Here is a 15,480-nt window from a genome sequence, read left to right as displayed (position 1 = left end):
TAATTTATAACTCATAACTCATAACTAAAGTGTATACCCATGTAGAAATAGGGTGGTGGGTTGGATTCCTGTTTCTCTCCCTTCTTTTTTCGGGGATGGAGTTGGCTTATATTTCTTCCGGTAAGTTGCAATATGTAGTCAACAGTGGTTCAACACGTGCTTACAGCTACATGCTGAATGCTATTTACAGCCGTTTTCACCGGTTTCAGGCAGCAATGATGGTGGGAAGGATTATCCTGCTTCTTCTTTTTGTTTATTTTACCGGCCTGGTCATATGCCACTACCCGAGTGGTGCACCGGGCAACGATTTTCTCAGAATATCCCTGATCATCTTGATTGCCACCTTTTTCCTCTTGCTGACGAATGAGTTCCTGCCGCGTATCCTGTTTGGAAAAAAGCCCGATCTCTGGGTGAAACTGTTTCTCTTACCTGCTTTTTTATTTCACATATTGCTTTATCCTGTTGCCGGATTACTTGAAAGGTTCTCGAAATTTATACTTAGGCTCTCAGGTGTTAAATTGTCTGCCTCGGGACAAGACGATCTCTTTTACCGGGTTAATTTCGATGCCGTTATAGAGAATAATAGCAGTGATATGTCGAAAGAGGTGGAGGTCGATTCTGAGGTTAAGATTTTTCGTAATGCCCTCGATTTTTCCTCCAAAAAAGTGAGGGATTGTATGGTGCCCCGTGCCGATATTGTGGCGGTGAGCCTCGATACCGACCTCGACAGGTTAAAAGAGTTGTTCATCGAATCCGGCATCTCCAGGATTTTGGTCTTTAAAGAAAATCTCGATAATATAGTCGGTTATATCCATATGTGGGAGATTTTCAATAATCCGCAGGACTGGACAAATAATCTTGCTTCTATCTCTTTCGTGCCTGAAAGCATGCAGGCTAACCGGTTGATGAGCGACCTGATGCAGCATCGTAAAAGTATTGCCGTGGTAGTGGACGAGTTTGGAAGTACTTCAGGGATTGTCACTATGGAAGATCTGGTGGAAGAGATATTCGGCGACATAGAGGATGAATATGACGTGGAGTCGAAATTTGTAAAACGAGAGGGCGAAAACGAATTGGTGATGTCGGGACGTGTGGAAATAGACCATCTGAACGAAGTATACCACCTTGATATTCCCAGGTCGGATGAATATTCTACCATTGCCGGCTACCTGTTGTTTCACACTCAACGTTTCCCGAAAACCTATGAAACTGTTATTATCGGAAAATATACCTTTAAAATACTAAAAGTAACGGCACGGAAAATAGAAGTCGTAAGGCTTATTACCAAAAGCAAAACAGCAGAGGAGATGTTGTCCTGATTATATAGACACGTTAATCTGCACTTTTTCCTTAAAAAAATAACGCTGTCTGCGTTATTTTTGCTAACTTCGTGCCCTTATTTGAATTATAACAATTTATCACGTTCTAAGTACAATAAAAAGATAGTTAGATGGCTACTTTACAGAAGATTAGAGATAAAGGTACGCTCCTCGTCATTGTAATCGGCTTGGCGTTGCTTGCCTTTGTGTTGGGAGATTTACTCACTTCCGGAACAACATTATTTGGAAGGGCGCAAGACAAGGCGTTTGTAGTTAACCGCGAGGTAATTTCAACTCAGCAATATGCCGATAAGATTACACAGTTCGAAGAATTCCAGAAGATGGTAAGCGGACAGTCATCCCTCGATGAAAATGTGTCGTCGCAGATACGCGAAGCCGTGTATCAGCAAATGGTGCGGGATCGTTTGCTTGGTCACCAGACAGCAAAACTGGGACTCACTGTAACCAAAGAGGAACTGAATGATCTGGTGCATGGACAATCTATTTCGCCTGTGTTACAGCAACTTCCGTTTTTCCTCGACCCGCAAACCGGTATGTTTGACAGGAGAGCTCTGATAGAGTTTATCAATACGGTAAACATCCCAAGTCCTAATCCCCAGGAACAGGCTTTGGTGAATCAATACAAGAGTTTGTGGTTGTTCATCGAGGAGATGATCAGGACACAACGGCTGGAAGAAAAATATATCTCCCTTCTGTCTAATGCGGTTATTGTGAATGATGTGGAGGCGAAAACAGCGTTCGAACACTCACAACGGAATGCCGATATAGAGTATGCGATGAAGAGCTACTTCACCGTTCCTGATTCTGTGGTAAATGTAACCGATGAAGAAGTAAAAGCGTTTTATAACAAACATAAGTCATCTTTCAGGATGGAAGCCCCTCTGGTGAAGCTTTCCTACTTTACCAAAGGCATCACTCCCAGTGAAGAAGATTATGCCGAAGTAGAAGCAGAATCGCGCAAAGCCTTTGATGAACTGAGCGGTGCTGCCAATCCTGCGGCTATTGTGGCCGATTATTCACAAACGCCCTATCGTGATGTATTTGTAAGCGAGCATATGCTGACTCCCACGCAGGTGGAGTTTGTCCGCTCTGCTGCAATCAATGAAATGTATGGTCCGAAACGTGAAGGTGACTCATTTCATATTTACAAGTTGATCGATAAGACTGTCGCTCCCGACTCCGTACATTTGAGGATGATGGCTATTCCCGATGCTTCGATGGTGGGGCAGGATTCTGTCATCACCCACTTTGTGGATAGTATTTACGGGGCTATTGTCGGAGGTACTCCTTTTGCAGAGGTTGCCAACAGCCTCAACCCCAATTCCAACGGCGGAGATATGGGATGGGCACGAGAGATCGATCTTGCAGGCTTCAGCACAGATCTGGTAAAAACTGCTTTTAATGCACCTATAGGCCAACCTGTTAAATTGTCTATCCCCGGACAGCAACTTATCCTTCAGGTGGAAGAGCGTACACGTCCGGTCAATAAATATAAGCTGGCCATTGTGGATATGCCGGTGTTGCCGAGTGAAAAGACCTCGAACAATATCGATAACGAACTGAATCAGTTCGTCTCCACGCCCGGTGTAGAGCAGAAGTTCAATGAACTGGCCTCTGAAAAAGGATATATGGTGATGCCCGGTATTACTGTTTCTGCAAATGATTTCACATTGGCGCAGATACCCGGTTCGCGTCAGGTGATCAGTTGGGCTGCCAATGAGAAGAAGGCAGGCGCCGTGAAGAAGTTCGACCTTACTAACTTACGTATCATCGCAAGGGTAGAAAGGGTGATACCGTCAGGCACGACGCCTTTGTCGGAAGTCTCTTCCGGTATCCGTTCCCAACTGGTGAACGAGAAGAAGGCTGAAAAGATCATTAGCGATCTGAAATCACAGAACCTCTCCTCTACGGATGCCTATGCAACAGTGATGAACACCAATACCGATACCGTCCGTTTTGTGAATTTCAATACCCAGAATATTACAGGATTGGGATTTGAACCGGCTTTGAATGCTGTTTCTGCATTTGCCCCACTTAATAAGGTCGTAGGTCCGATGAAGGGGAATATGGGTGTGTATGTGGCTACAGTAGTCAATCGTACCGAAGGAACAGACGAATATGATGCCGACGAGCAGAAAAACCGTATACTGAATAACAATGCTTATCGCTTGCAGATGCAATCGGTAGAGGTTTTGAAAGATAAACTGGGAGTAGAAGACAATCGTTTCAGATTCTTCTGATTACATCCTTGGCAAAACAAAAAGAAGAGGTGGCTTCCACAACGGAGGCCACCTCTTTTACTATTCGTATAAAGTGAGTTATTACTCGATGTTGCCCTTCTGTTCTAATTGCAATGTTTTGCTTGGCTGGTCACATACTTCGGTCGGGCCGAAATACTGGATAGGGCCGGGATATACATAGTCGGTTTCAACCGCCCACTGGTCACGTTGGCTTTCGAAATATTTGAACGGGGCACCATTCAGTTCCACCAATGCTTTCTGGATTACCGGTTTCATCTCTCCGTGACGACGTTCCATGTTCATCATCATGGTGATGGGCACTCCGCCTGCGATCCATTCTGCGGCAGGAGCAGTGGTGTTGCGTACCGATGACATATACCCGGTCTTGCCTGCCGCAATCAGCATGGAGGCTGTATAACCGAGTGAATAGCAATAATCGGTATCATAGTTCGACGGAGCGGCACAACGTCCCTCATAGCCGAAGAAATGGGTGATGCTGGAGAATTTACCTTTATAGCGACCCTCTTTCGTCCATGCGTCAAGGCGTTTTTTCACCATTTCAGCAAGCAGCTTCTCGGTCTCGATCAGCGATACCTGTACGTTGCCGTGCGGGTCACGGTCCAGCGTGAGCTGGCGTGCTACCGTTTCGGGAAGGCTGGCGTAAATATCGGCATTTTCTTTTGAGAGCTTGCTGATAATGTAATCGCGTTGTCCGGAACGACGTACCAGGTTGAACTCTTCCTGATTGTGTGCAAGGAAGTCGTTCAGTTCATGGATCAACTTCTTCATTGCCGGGATAAATTCGATCAATCCTTCGGGTATGATCACTGTGCCGAAATTCAGTCCTTTTTCCGCCCGTTGGGTGATCACGCCGGCTATGTAGTCGATAATGTCGTCGAGTGACTGTTCTTTGGCGGCCACCTCTTCCGAGATCAGGCATATATTGGGTTGTGTTTGCAATGCACATTCCAGTGCGATGTGCGATGCCGAACGACCCATTACCTTGATGAAATGCCAGTATTTGCGCGCTGAATTACAGTCGCGCTGGATATTGCCAATCAACTCCGAATATACTTTACAGGCCGTGTCAAAACCGAATGAGGTCTCGATCTGCTCGTTCTTCAGGTCGCCATCAATGGTCTTGGGACAACCGATCACCTGCACACCTGCGTTGATTGATGCGTAATATTCGGCCAAAACGCAGGCGTTGGTATTGGAGTCGTCCCCCCCGATGATGACCAGCGCTTTGATATCCAGTTTTTTTAGTATCTCGAGCCCTTTGTCGAATTGCTCTTTTGTCTCCAGTTTTGTGCGTCCGGAGCCGATGATGTCAAACCCTCCCGTATTACGATATTCATCAATGATGTCGGCGGTAAGTTCCTTATATGTGTGCTTGACCAGCCCGTCAGGCCCCAGAATGAAACCATATAGCTTGCTGTCGCTGTGTAACCTTTTAATGCCGTCGAATATTCCGGCAATCACATTGTGCCCTCCGGGAGCCTGTCCGCCTGAAAGGATCACTCCCACATTTACCGGTTCCGATACTCCGGGTTCACCGGCTGCTTGTATAAATTGAACAACCGGCATCCCATACGTATTGGGGAAGAGTTTTTGAATCTCTTCCTGGTCCAGTACTGATTGTGTGGCAGCACCTTCCCTGATGTCCACATTACCCTTCAAACCTTCGGGCATTTTGGGCACATAACTTGCCCTTGCAATTTGTAAAGCACTTTTTGTCATTAGATCGATTTTTTTTATGATAAATTGTATTTGTCTCTTCTCGGATAGTTTGTGCCGGACTTTGCGATCAGCAAACGGGTAGAAGAAACTCCACCCGGATTAATACGGCCGGGCAACGACTGACAGTCGATGAAGTTCAACCTCAAAAGTACTATTTTTTCCTGAAATAATGAACAATTTTACTATCTTTACCATTCATACGATATAAGTGGAAAGGATATTCACTTTTCATTTATACGAATATTCAAAGATTGACCGATGAATGCCAAAGATGAGATGAATGCAGTGGATCTGGACGCCATAGAGGATTTATATAGAAGATATAAAGCAGATCCTGGGAGTGTGGATGAGAGTTTTCGTTATTTCTTTCAGGGATTTGACTTAGCCATTACCCGTTTTCCGGTAAAACCGGGAGAGAGTAGTACCTCAGTAGAGAACTCCCGGAAAGAGTTGGCCGTAATGAGACTAATTACCGGTTACAGGCGAAGAGGCCACCTTTTTACCAAGACCAATCCTGTACGTACACGTCGTAGCTATTCGCCGACACTTGCCATTGAGAATTTCGATCTTACCGAGGGTGACCTCGACCTGGAATTTGAAGCCGGGCATGAGGTAGGCCTGGGTAAAGCTACCCTGAGGGAGATCATAACCCGCCTCGAGAAAACCTATTGTAAGTCGATCGGAGTGGAATACCGTTATATGACCAAGCCGGAGATCGTGCGATGGTTACAGGAAAAAATGGAACTCTCTGAAAACCGGGAGATGCTCCCCCGGGAGGCGAAGCTAAGGATACTTGACCGGCTTATCGAAGCTTCCGGTTTCGAGGACTATCTTCATAGAAAGTTTGTTGGACAGAAGCGTTTTTCTTTAGAGGGATCAGAGTCTATCATTCCGGCATTGGATGCCATCATGTCGCGTGGCGGTGCGTATGACGTGAATGAGATCGTGATAGGGATGGCACACCGGGGACGGTTGAACGTGCTCACCAACCTGATGAAAAAACCCTATGCACAGGTGTTTCGTGAATTCAATGCCCAGAATTATGCAGAGGAGATCAAGTATGGGGATGTGAAATACCATCTCGGCTATAACAGTACTATCGAATATGAAGGGCGTACTATTACACTCAGCCTTACCCCCAATCCTTCTCATCTTGAAACGGTAGGCCCTGTAGTGGAGGGTATTGCCAGGGCCATGCTGGAGAACGTGCATGATTATGACTACGACCAGGTACTGCCGATCCTTATCCATGGGGATGCGGCTATCGCCGGACAGGGTGTCGTGTATGAAACCATCCAGTTTTCAAAGCTCGAAGGTTATAAAACGGGTGGCACTATCCATATAGTGATTAACAACCAGGTAGGATTTACTACTAATTACTTGCAGGCACGGTCGAGTACCTACTGTACCGATGTGGCAAAGGTGACACACTCTCCCGTATTCCATGTGAACGGGGATGACATAGAAGCGATGGTATATGTTGCCAGACTGGCATTGGAATTTCGTCAGAAATTCAATACCGATGTCTTTATAGATCTGCTATCCTACAGGAAGTATGGCCATAACGAGGGAGATGAACCGCGTTTTACGCAACCTAAACTCTATGATATCATAGCCAAGCATAAAAACCCGCGGGATATCTATGCGGAAAAACTGATTGCCGAAGATGTCATTACCCGCCAGGAGTTCGAGGCAAAAGTATCCGGGTTTCACCGGCGATTAGAGGAGGCTTATGAAGAGTCGCTCAAATCGGATAAACTGAACCTTCAACCTTTTTTCCCGAACAGATACAAGAATATCCGTTATCCGGAAGCCTCCGATTTCGAGAAGAGTGTCGATACGGCCATTTCAAGAGAGTTATTCCTTGAGTTGGCAAAGGATATTACAAAATTACCGGAGGATAAAAAATTCTTCAACAAGACCCGGCGCCTGTTCGCACAGCGGTCAGCCATGATTGGGCAGGACAATTATGATTGGGCGATGGGTGAGCTGATGGCGTACGCTTCTTTAGCCAAGGAAGGGTATTCGGTGAGGTTGAGTGGCCAGGATTCCGAACGGGGGACCTTCTCACACCGCCATGCTGAGGTGATCACTGAAGACGGAGAAGAGAAATATTTCCCCCTGAAGACCCTGGGAGAAGGGCAGGCACCTGTGCGGGTCTATAATTCACCTCTCAATGAATATGGCGTATTGGGATTTGAGTATGGTTACTCTCTGGCTCACCCCTATGGACTTACCATCTGGGAGGCACAATTTGGTGACTTCTACAATGTGGGACAGGTGATTGTGGACCAGTATATCTCGGCAGCACAGGAGAAATGGGGTATAAGGTCCGGGTTGGTGATGTTCCTTCCGCACGGCTATGAAGGGCAGGGGGCAGAACATTCGAGTGGACGGATAGAACGTTTCCTGAGCCTCTGTGCCAACTATAATTTACAAGTGGTGAACTGTACCACGCCTGCCAACTTTTTCCATGTGCTGCGCAGGCAGTTGCACCGTGATATCCGCCTTCCCCTGATCGTCTTTACGCCCAAGAGCCTGCTGCGTCATCCCGAGTGTACCTCTTCTCTTGCCGATTTCACTGAAGGACGGTTTCTGGAAGTGATAGAAGATAAATATATAGAAGATCCGTCGAAAGTGAAAAGGGTGTTGCTTTGTAGTGGTAAGATCTATTATGAACTCAATGCGGTAAGGAAGGAGAAAAAAATAGATGATATTTCCATATTACGTCTGGAACAGGTTTATCCCTTCCCGGAAAAACAGATCAAGGAGATATTACAGCGCTATCCCGAAAATGTGGAATTGGTGTGGGTGCAGGAAGAACCGCTCAATATGGGGGCGGCCCTTTTTGTAAAACAGCAAATCGGCTGTACCTTACGGGTTATCAGTCGCCCATCCAGCGGTGTTACAGCAGAAGGCCTTACGGCACAACATAAAGTGCATCAGGCGGTCATCATGGATAAAGCATTAAATTTGATTCAAGATTAAAAATTCAAGATTGGTAATTCGTTGATAATTATTCGCATTGGTGCATTGATATATTGACTTATTAGCACATTAAATTTATGGCAATAATAGAAATAAAAATACCGAGTCCCGGAGAATCCATTACAAGCGTGGAACTTTCCCGTTGGTTGGTTGAAGAAGGTGCCGTCGTACAAAAAGATACTGAAATTGCGGAGTTGGAGTCGGAAAAAGCTACGTTAATGCTGGTGGCGGAAGGGAGCGGGAAAATATCTCTCAAAGCGGCAGAAGGGGAATCGATAGAGGTAGGCGCCGTAGCCTGTACGATTGATACTTCTGTACAACCCGAAGTGCCTGCGGCTCCTCCTGTAGAAGAGGAACCCTCTTCAGCACAATCTTCTGCGGGTAATGAAACAGAAGGGAAAGTGCCGCAGACCATACAGGAAACATCTGTTTCGTCTGCAGGAAAGTCTGCCCCGACCGATACTCCTACTGCTAAAACAGCCGCTAAACCTTCTGAATCGGAAGCCGGTTACGACAAAATAAAAATCACCCCTTTGGCAAAAAAAGTGATGTTGGAGAACGGTTTGTCGGTAGAGGATGTGATCAACGGTTTGAGGAGATTGAAACGTGAAGATGTAGAAGCCGTGATGGGTGCATCGGACGGGATCAGTACAAAAGGCTTGAAAAAACCGGTCAGCCGTGGGTCGAAGAGTGAACGGATGAGTTCATTACGCCGGAAATTGAGTGAACGGTTGGTGTCGGTAAAGAACGAGACAGCCATGTTGACTACCTTCAACGAGGTGGACATGAAACCGATCATGGATCTGCGGAAGAAATACCAAACCCGGTTCGTGGAGAAACATGGCATTAAGTTGGGAATCATGTCTTTCTTCCTGAAGGCTTGTTCCATTGCCCTGCAAGAGTTTCCCAATGTAAATGCCATGCTTGATGGCGAAAATATGATCACCTATGATTATGCCGATATATCAGTGGCGGTGAGTACACCCAAAGGATTGATGGTGCCTGTGATCCGAAATGTTGAAAGTCTGGGATTGGCCGAAATCGAAAAGGCTCTTGAAGAGCTGGCAGGGAAGGCCCGGAACGGTAAGATATCGATTCCCGAAATGAGCGGCGGCACGTTTACCGTGACCAATGGAGGTGTGTTCGGTTCTATGATGTCCACGCCGCTTATCAATCCGCCCCAGTCAGCAATACTGGGTATGCACAATATCCTGGAACGCCCGGTAGCTATAGACGGCCAGATAGTGATTCGCCCTATGATGTATATCGCGTTGTCGTATGACCATCGTGTGATCGATGGCCGTGAGTCTGTCGGATTCCTGGTCAGGGTTAAACAATTACTGGAAAAACCGACCGATATGTTGTTCGGGCCAACTAACGGGGAGAAAGCGTTACTGGGTATCTGATTTTACTCAACAATCGAGAACTTGGCGAATTTCAACAAGAGCTGTTTTTTACCGGCGGCTTCGAATTCTACAAAAGCGCGGCGGTCATTACCGCTCATCTCGATGGAGGTGACAACCCCGCGGCCGAACCGTTCATGTTCTATCACATTTCCCACTTGCAGTTCCTGTGCTTCTTTGGATAGAGGGGCCGCAGATGGACCGACCCGTTGGATGGGTACTGCTCGTTTTGGGGTAATAGGGGTTCTTCCGTAACTGCCCCCTGCTGTTTGTTGTTCTCTTTGTTCTCGCCGTTCCCGCATAGAACCCCAAAAATCATCGGAGGGTGACTGCCATGCGGTATTTTCATCCCCGCCTCCTTCAATAAACGCCGGATCGATATCTTTCAGAAAACGGCTTGGAGCGGCAGGATTGGTCTGTCCGTTCTTGAAACGGCTTTTTGCGTAGGTGATGGTACAACTTTTTTTTGCGCGGGTAATTGCCACATAGAAAAGGCGGCGTTCCTCTTCCATACCCCGTATTTCCGATTTTGCCATGGCAGAAGGGAAGAGATCTTCTTCCATCCCGACCACAAATACATGGTCGAATTCCAGCCCCTTGGCGGAATGGACCGTCATAAGCGTTACCCTTTCGTTGTCGGCTTCATTATCGGTATCCTGGTCGGTGAGCAACGATACTTCAGACAGGAAATCTGCCAGACGGATATTTTCTTCACCCTGCTCCTGCTGTGTTTCTACGAATTCGCTCATTGCATTGAGCAACTCCTGCATGTTCTGGGCACGGCTCATCCCTTCGGGTGTCATATCGTCATACGCCTCCTTGGCGATACCACTGCTTTTTATCACCTCCTGTGCCAGTTCAAAGGCATTCATCGCCATGTTTTTATCGATAAAATCCTGTATCAGGGAATAAAAACCTTCCAGTTTTTTTGCCGTACCTGTGTTTATATCCAGATTATATTCCAGTGGAGCGGTAAGCACTTGCCAGAGACTGACGTTGTGCAGTTGTGCAGTTGAGGTGATTTTCGCGACGGTAACAGCGCCAATGCCCCGGGTCGGGTAGTTGATAATACGCCGGAACGCCTCTTCATCATTAGGGTTGACGATCAGGCGGAAATAGCTGATGATATCTTTGATCTCCTTACGTTGGTAGAATGACAATCCCCCATATATCTTGTAGGGGATATTGTTCTTTCTCAGCGCCTCTTCAAATGCCCGGGATTGGTAGTTTGTACGGTAGAGGATGGCAAAATCATTGTAACCGGCATACTTTTCGAGTCGCATCCTGGAGATTTTATTGGAGACGATCAGCGCTTCCTCAAAATCGGAAAAAGCACTCTTGATCCCGATTTTTTCTCCCTCTTCATTTTCAGAAAAGACATTCTTGAAGATCTGTTCACTGTTCTTCTTGATCAGGCTGTTGGCCGCATTCACAATATTTCGGGTAGAGCGGTAGTTCTGCTCCAGTTTGAATATCTGTGTATTGGGGAAATTCGATTTGAATTTCAGGATATTGTCGATATTGGCGCCCCTGAAAGAATAGATACTTTGGGCATCATCACCTACCACACATACACGGTGGTGTGCTTCAGCCAATTGCTTCACGATAAGGTGCTGGGCGAAGTTGGTGTCCTGGTATTCATCTACTAATATATACTGGAATTGGTTCCTGTATTTTTCCAGTACTTCCTTATGGTCGCGGAACAAAATGTTGGTGTACATCAGCAGGTCGTCGAAATCCATGCTGTTGGCCGAACGGAGCCTGCCCTGGTAACGTTGGTATATTTCGAAGAGCTGCGGCCTTTTCGCCATCCGGTCGTATTGTATGATCTCGGCGTTGGCAGCATACATGGCAGGGGTGATCAGGCTGTTCTTTGCCCTTGATATCTGCCCGTGTACAGCGCCCGGACGGTATTGCTTGTCATCGAGTTGCATCTCTTTGATGATCAGCCTGACAAGATTGCCGGAGTCTGATGAGTCGAAGATGGTGAAATTCGACTGAAAACCGACCGCTTCCGCTTCACTCCGTAATATCCGTGCAAAGATGGAGTGGAAAGTGCCCATCCAGAGTCGTCGTGCCCTTTTCTCTCCCACCAGATCCGCAATACGGGATTTCATCTCACGCGCTGCCTTATTGGTGAAGGTGAGTGCCAGGATGTAGTAGGGGGGGAGTCCCTGTTCCAACAGGTAGGCGATCTTATAGGTGAGTACCCGTGTTTTGCCCGATCCTGCTCCGGCGATCACGAGCGATGGGCCGTCGCAAAATGCTACGGCTGCCCGTTGTGCTTCGTTCAGATGGCTGAGCAGGCTGGGATCACTATTTGTTTCAGTTTTCTCCATAGCTGCAAAAGTACGAATTTTCGAGTGAAAAAGCGAGTGTCGAATCGGGTGAAAGGTGAAAGTTTAAGAAAAAAAAGATACCTTTGTCAGGTGAGTAGTTTCAACCAGTGAGTGGATATCTCGGGAATCGCCGGGTCTATTTTGGATAATCAGTGATTATGAGACGAACATGAAAAAGAATACAACCGATGATGTTATAGTATGGAATAGTTTCAGGAACGGTAATGACGAAGCTTATATCCTTATTTACAGAAAATATGTCCGGGATCTATATCTTCAGGGACTTCAATTTACGCGGAATAAAGAGATCATAAAAGATTGTATCCAGGATGTTTTTACAAAGTTATATAAATACCGTGCTACCATAGGAGAGACCGACAATATAAAATATTACCTTCTGACATCGATGCGGAATCAATTGTTGACGACATTATCCAAAGAGAAGATATATGTAGATACCGAGTCGGAAAACACCAATTCGGAGAGTCTGTTCGAAAAGAATATTGAAGAGATACTTATTGAACAGGAAGAAAATATGACCCTTGAAGATAAGATCAATCTAATCATGTCTCTTCTTACCGACAGGCAAAAAGAGGCAATCCGTTACCGCTACATAGAATGTTTAAGTCCTGAGGAGATCTGTTCATTAATGGGGCTGAACTACCAGTCTTTGCAAAATATCTTATCCCGATCCCTGAAAAAAATACGCCAATATGTAAAAAAAGATCTTCCCGAGTGAGTATAAAAAAACAAATCCGAAGTTATATATATATAGAGAGCTTGATATGCTTCATTTAAACGGCAAAAAAGAATACGCAACATATACGGTTGAAGAGTTTCTGTTAGATACTTTTTTTATACACTCTATAAAGAAACCTACAGAAGTATCTGAACGTTTCTGGTCTGAGTTTATAGCAAGTGATCCGCCTAATGCAACCGAGTTCGTTCAGGCAAGAGAGATCCTTCTTGCGATTAAGGATGATGAAACTGCTATGTTGCCTGAGGCAGAGATTGATGAGTTGCTGGACAATATTATGAGTATCAATCGGGGAACAAAGAATAAGAAAAGTCGACCCATGAAATATTGGGTTGGAATTGCCGCAGGTATCGCGGCATCTGTTATTGCCGTGATATTTATAATGAAGAGGCCCGAACCATTGCCTGTTACGGGGAATGAGTTATTATCGTATGTGGAAAAAAATAAGGTAGTTGATTTGAATGATTCCACTGTGAAGTTGATTATTTCGGATCAGAAAATGATTGTAGCCGAAGAATATGAACCTCTGGTTGCTTATGATTCGGAAGAGATCAAATTAGCAGCGATAGAAATCGCTAAAGCGGAATCGGCTGAATTTAACCAGTTAATCGTTCCTTATGGAAAAAGATCGAGATTAACGTTATCCGACGGTACTAAGATATGGATCAATGCGGGTACACATGTTATTTACCCCGTAGAATTTAAAGGTGATGAGAGATCCCTGTATGTGAGAGGGGAAATGTTTTTAGATATAACGCACGATAAGGATCGTCCTTTCACCGTAAAAACGGATCACTTTGACATCCGGGTACTTGGCACAAAGTTCAATATCTCCACTTATGAAGATGAAACCAATAGTGTTGTGTTGGTCTCGGGCGCGGTAAAAATATTGCAGTCTGATAACTCTCAGGAGGTTTTTTTACAGCCAAATGAGATGTTTGAGCTACGAAACGGACGCTCCCTTAAGAAAAATGTGGATGCCGAATGGTATACTTCATGGGTCAATGGATTATACATGTTCGACAATGAGAGATTGGATGTAGTTATGAAACGGCTGTCGAAATACTATGGAAAGAATATAAAATGCAGCCCTGATATGGCCAAGGTAAGGTGTTCGGGAAAACTTGATCTGAAAGAGAAACTGGATGATATCCTGGATAATCTTAGCCTGAAATATACATCAGATAACAATCACTATCAAATTTATTAGTTCCCGCATCCGGATACTTCAAACCTGATATAATAACACTGTTAAAAAAGAATATGTGCATGAAAATTAAAGGACCTATTTAAAAGATCATTTATTTCAGAATACCTGATCTTTCCCTGAAAGAATTTATTCCCGATTTTATTAATATTTCACTGGATTAATGATTACCGCATTGATCCGGCCATGGGAGTTCTATGCTTGAAAAAATATGCTTACTTATATCATATATTAATATTCACTAAACCAATAAAATTTTTTATCTTATTTATGAAACGAATTCTAATAGCTTTCACTTTTCTTTCTTTATGGACTGCGTCAAATTTATTTGGTTGTACGTCTGATAGTCCTACCAATATAGACGATCCGAAGATAACGGATGAGAATTGGGACCTAAAAAACTTTCCCCAAGGAGCTGATCCCCGGGAAATTGGAGTCAGACTTACTGAACGGTACATCCGGACTGTAGATACACAGGCTCCCCGTGTCAACTACCCTTATGTCTGCACGTGGCTGGGTGCATTCCGGTTTACACAAACGATAAAAAATGATAATTTGTATAACAGGTTGCTCGATAGGTATGATAATATATTTTTCTCTTCAGGATCAGAAAACTTGCTCCCAGCTCCAAATCATGTGGATAACAACGTATTCGGATCGGTTCCGCTGGAAATATACAAAAAAAAGAAAGAAGATAAATACCTCAGGATGGGGTTAAGATACGCGGATACACAATGGGAATTACCACTCAATCCTAAGGAGGCGGAAAAAAATTGGCATGAACAGGGTTATTCATGGCAGACACGTATCTGGATTGATGATATGTTTATGATCACGGCCATACAGACCCAGGCATACCTTGTAACAGGAGACAGGAAATATATTGACCGGGCAGCACGGGAAATGGTGATGTATCTCGACCGGATACAACGGCCTAACGGCTTGTTTTACCATACCCCTGATGTTCCGTTCTTCTGGGGACGGGGCAACGGATGGATGGCTGTGGGTATGGCAGACTTATTGAAAGTGATCCCCAAAGATAATCCCGACAGGGCGAAAATTGAAGAAGCTTACAGGTTAATGATGGGTACCTTACTCAAGTTTCAGGCTCATGATGGCATGTGGACACAGCTCATTGATAATCCTACCTCATGGAAAGAAACATCATGTTCCGCTATGTTTACGTATGCGATGATTGTAGGGGTGAAAAATGGCTGGCTGGATGCCAAAACATACGGCGCTGCTGCCCGTAAGGGATGGCTTGCCCTGTTAACTTATTTAAACAATGATGACAATATCACGAATGTCTGTGAAGGCACAAATGCCAAGAACGACCATCAATATTATCTCGACCGCAGACGGAATACCGGCGACCTGCATGGGCAAGCACCCCTTCTATGGTGCGCCGATGCTTTGTGTGCCGATGCAAAAGAATAACTTCACCAGATAAGAAAAGTTTTATTCTA

The 15,480-nt window shown here is 45.2% G+C and carries 9 protein-coding genes; 7 read left to right on the top strand and 2 right to left on the bottom strand.

Translation table 11 applies throughout. The features are described 5' to 3' along the window. The first annotated feature begins 29 nt into the window (after positions 1 to 29). Together U2P89_RS01645 and U2P89_RS01640 are read left to right on the top strand one after the other, a co-directional pair. Positions 30 to 1,319, top strand: a complete 1,290-nt coding sequence (locus tag U2P89_RS01645) for a hemolysin family protein (protein WP_322190423.1) — start codon at positions 30 to 32, stop codon at positions 1,317 to 1,319. A 131-nt stretch (positions 1,320 to 1,450) separates the two neighbouring features. Next, the gene (locus U2P89_RS01640) at positions 1,451 to 3,580 is read left to right on the top strand and encodes a peptidylprolyl isomerase (protein ID WP_322190422.1); all 2,130 of its coding nucleotides are present in this window, start codon (positions 1,451 to 1,453) and stop codon (positions 3,578 to 3,580) included. Between the two features lie 81 nt (positions 3,581 to 3,661). Here U2P89_RS01640 and U2P89_RS01635 read toward each other — a convergent pair whose 3' ends face one another. After that, positions 3,662 to 5,320, bottom strand: coding sequence for a diphosphate--fructose-6-phosphate 1-phosphotransferase (locus U2P89_RS01635; protein WP_076931554.1), 1,659 nt, complete (start codon positions 5,318 to 5,320; stop codon positions 3,662 to 3,664). 258 nt (positions 5,321 to 5,578) lie between these two features. Between U2P89_RS01635 and U2P89_RS01630 the strand changes: the two genes are divergently transcribed. Both U2P89_RS01630 and odhB read left to right on the top strand, forming a co-directional pair. Next, positions 5,579 to 8,308, top strand: coding sequence for a 2-oxoglutarate dehydrogenase E1 component (locus U2P89_RS01630; RefSeq protein WP_091907679.1), 2,730 nt, complete (start codon positions 5,579 to 5,581; stop codon positions 8,306 to 8,308). Positions 8,309 to 8,385: 77 nt separating this feature from the next. Further along, the gene (gene odhB / locus U2P89_RS01625) at positions 8,386 to 9,714 is read left to right on the top strand and encodes a 2-oxoglutarate dehydrogenase complex dihydrolipoyllysine-residue succinyltransferase (RefSeq protein ID WP_322190421.1); all 1,329 of its coding nucleotides are present in this window, start codon (positions 8,386 to 8,388) and stop codon (positions 9,712 to 9,714) included. A gap of 2 nt (positions 9,715 to 9,716) precedes the next feature. On the opposite strand, the gene U2P89_RS01620 is transcribed toward odhB, so the two are convergent. Then, positions 9,717 to 12,050: an ATP-dependent helicase gene (locus U2P89_RS01620; protein ID WP_322190420.1), complete on the bottom strand. Its 2,334-nt coding sequence runs from the start codon at positions 12,048 to 12,050 to the stop codon at positions 9,717 to 9,719. 169 nt (positions 12,051 to 12,219) lie between these two features. Here U2P89_RS01620 and U2P89_RS01615 point away from each other — a divergent pair, with 169 nt between their 5' ends. From U2P89_RS01615 to U2P89_RS01605, 3 genes are all read left to right on the top strand, one after another. Next, the gene (locus U2P89_RS01615) at positions 12,220 to 12,789 is read left to right on the top strand and encodes a sigma-70 family RNA polymerase sigma factor (protein WP_322190419.1); all 570 of its coding nucleotides are present in this window, start codon (positions 12,220 to 12,222) and stop codon (positions 12,787 to 12,789) included. Positions 12,790 to 12,835: 46 nt separating this feature from the next. Further along, positions 12,836 to 14,017, top strand: a complete 1,182-nt coding sequence (locus U2P89_RS01610) for a FecR family protein (RefSeq protein ID WP_322190418.1) — start codon at positions 12,836 to 12,838, stop codon at positions 14,015 to 14,017. A gap of 267 nt (positions 14,018 to 14,284) precedes the next feature. After that, positions 14,285 to 15,451 (top strand): glycoside hydrolase family 88/105 protein, encoded by a 1,167-nt coding sequence (locus U2P89_RS01605; protein ID WP_322190417.1) that lies wholly within the window; start codon positions 14,285 to 14,287, stop codon positions 15,449 to 15,451. Positions 15,452 to 15,480 lie beyond the last annotated feature (29 nt).

The organism is Proteiniphilum sp., assembly GCF_034331125.1.
In the GTDB taxonomy this organism is placed as follows: domain Bacteria; phylum Bacteroidota; class Bacteroidia; order Bacteroidales; family Dysgonomonadaceae; genus Proteiniphilum; species Proteiniphilum saccharofermentans.
The sequence above is the reverse complement of the archived record's forward strand: the minus strand, read 5'-3'. Positions and strand labels throughout refer to the sequence as shown.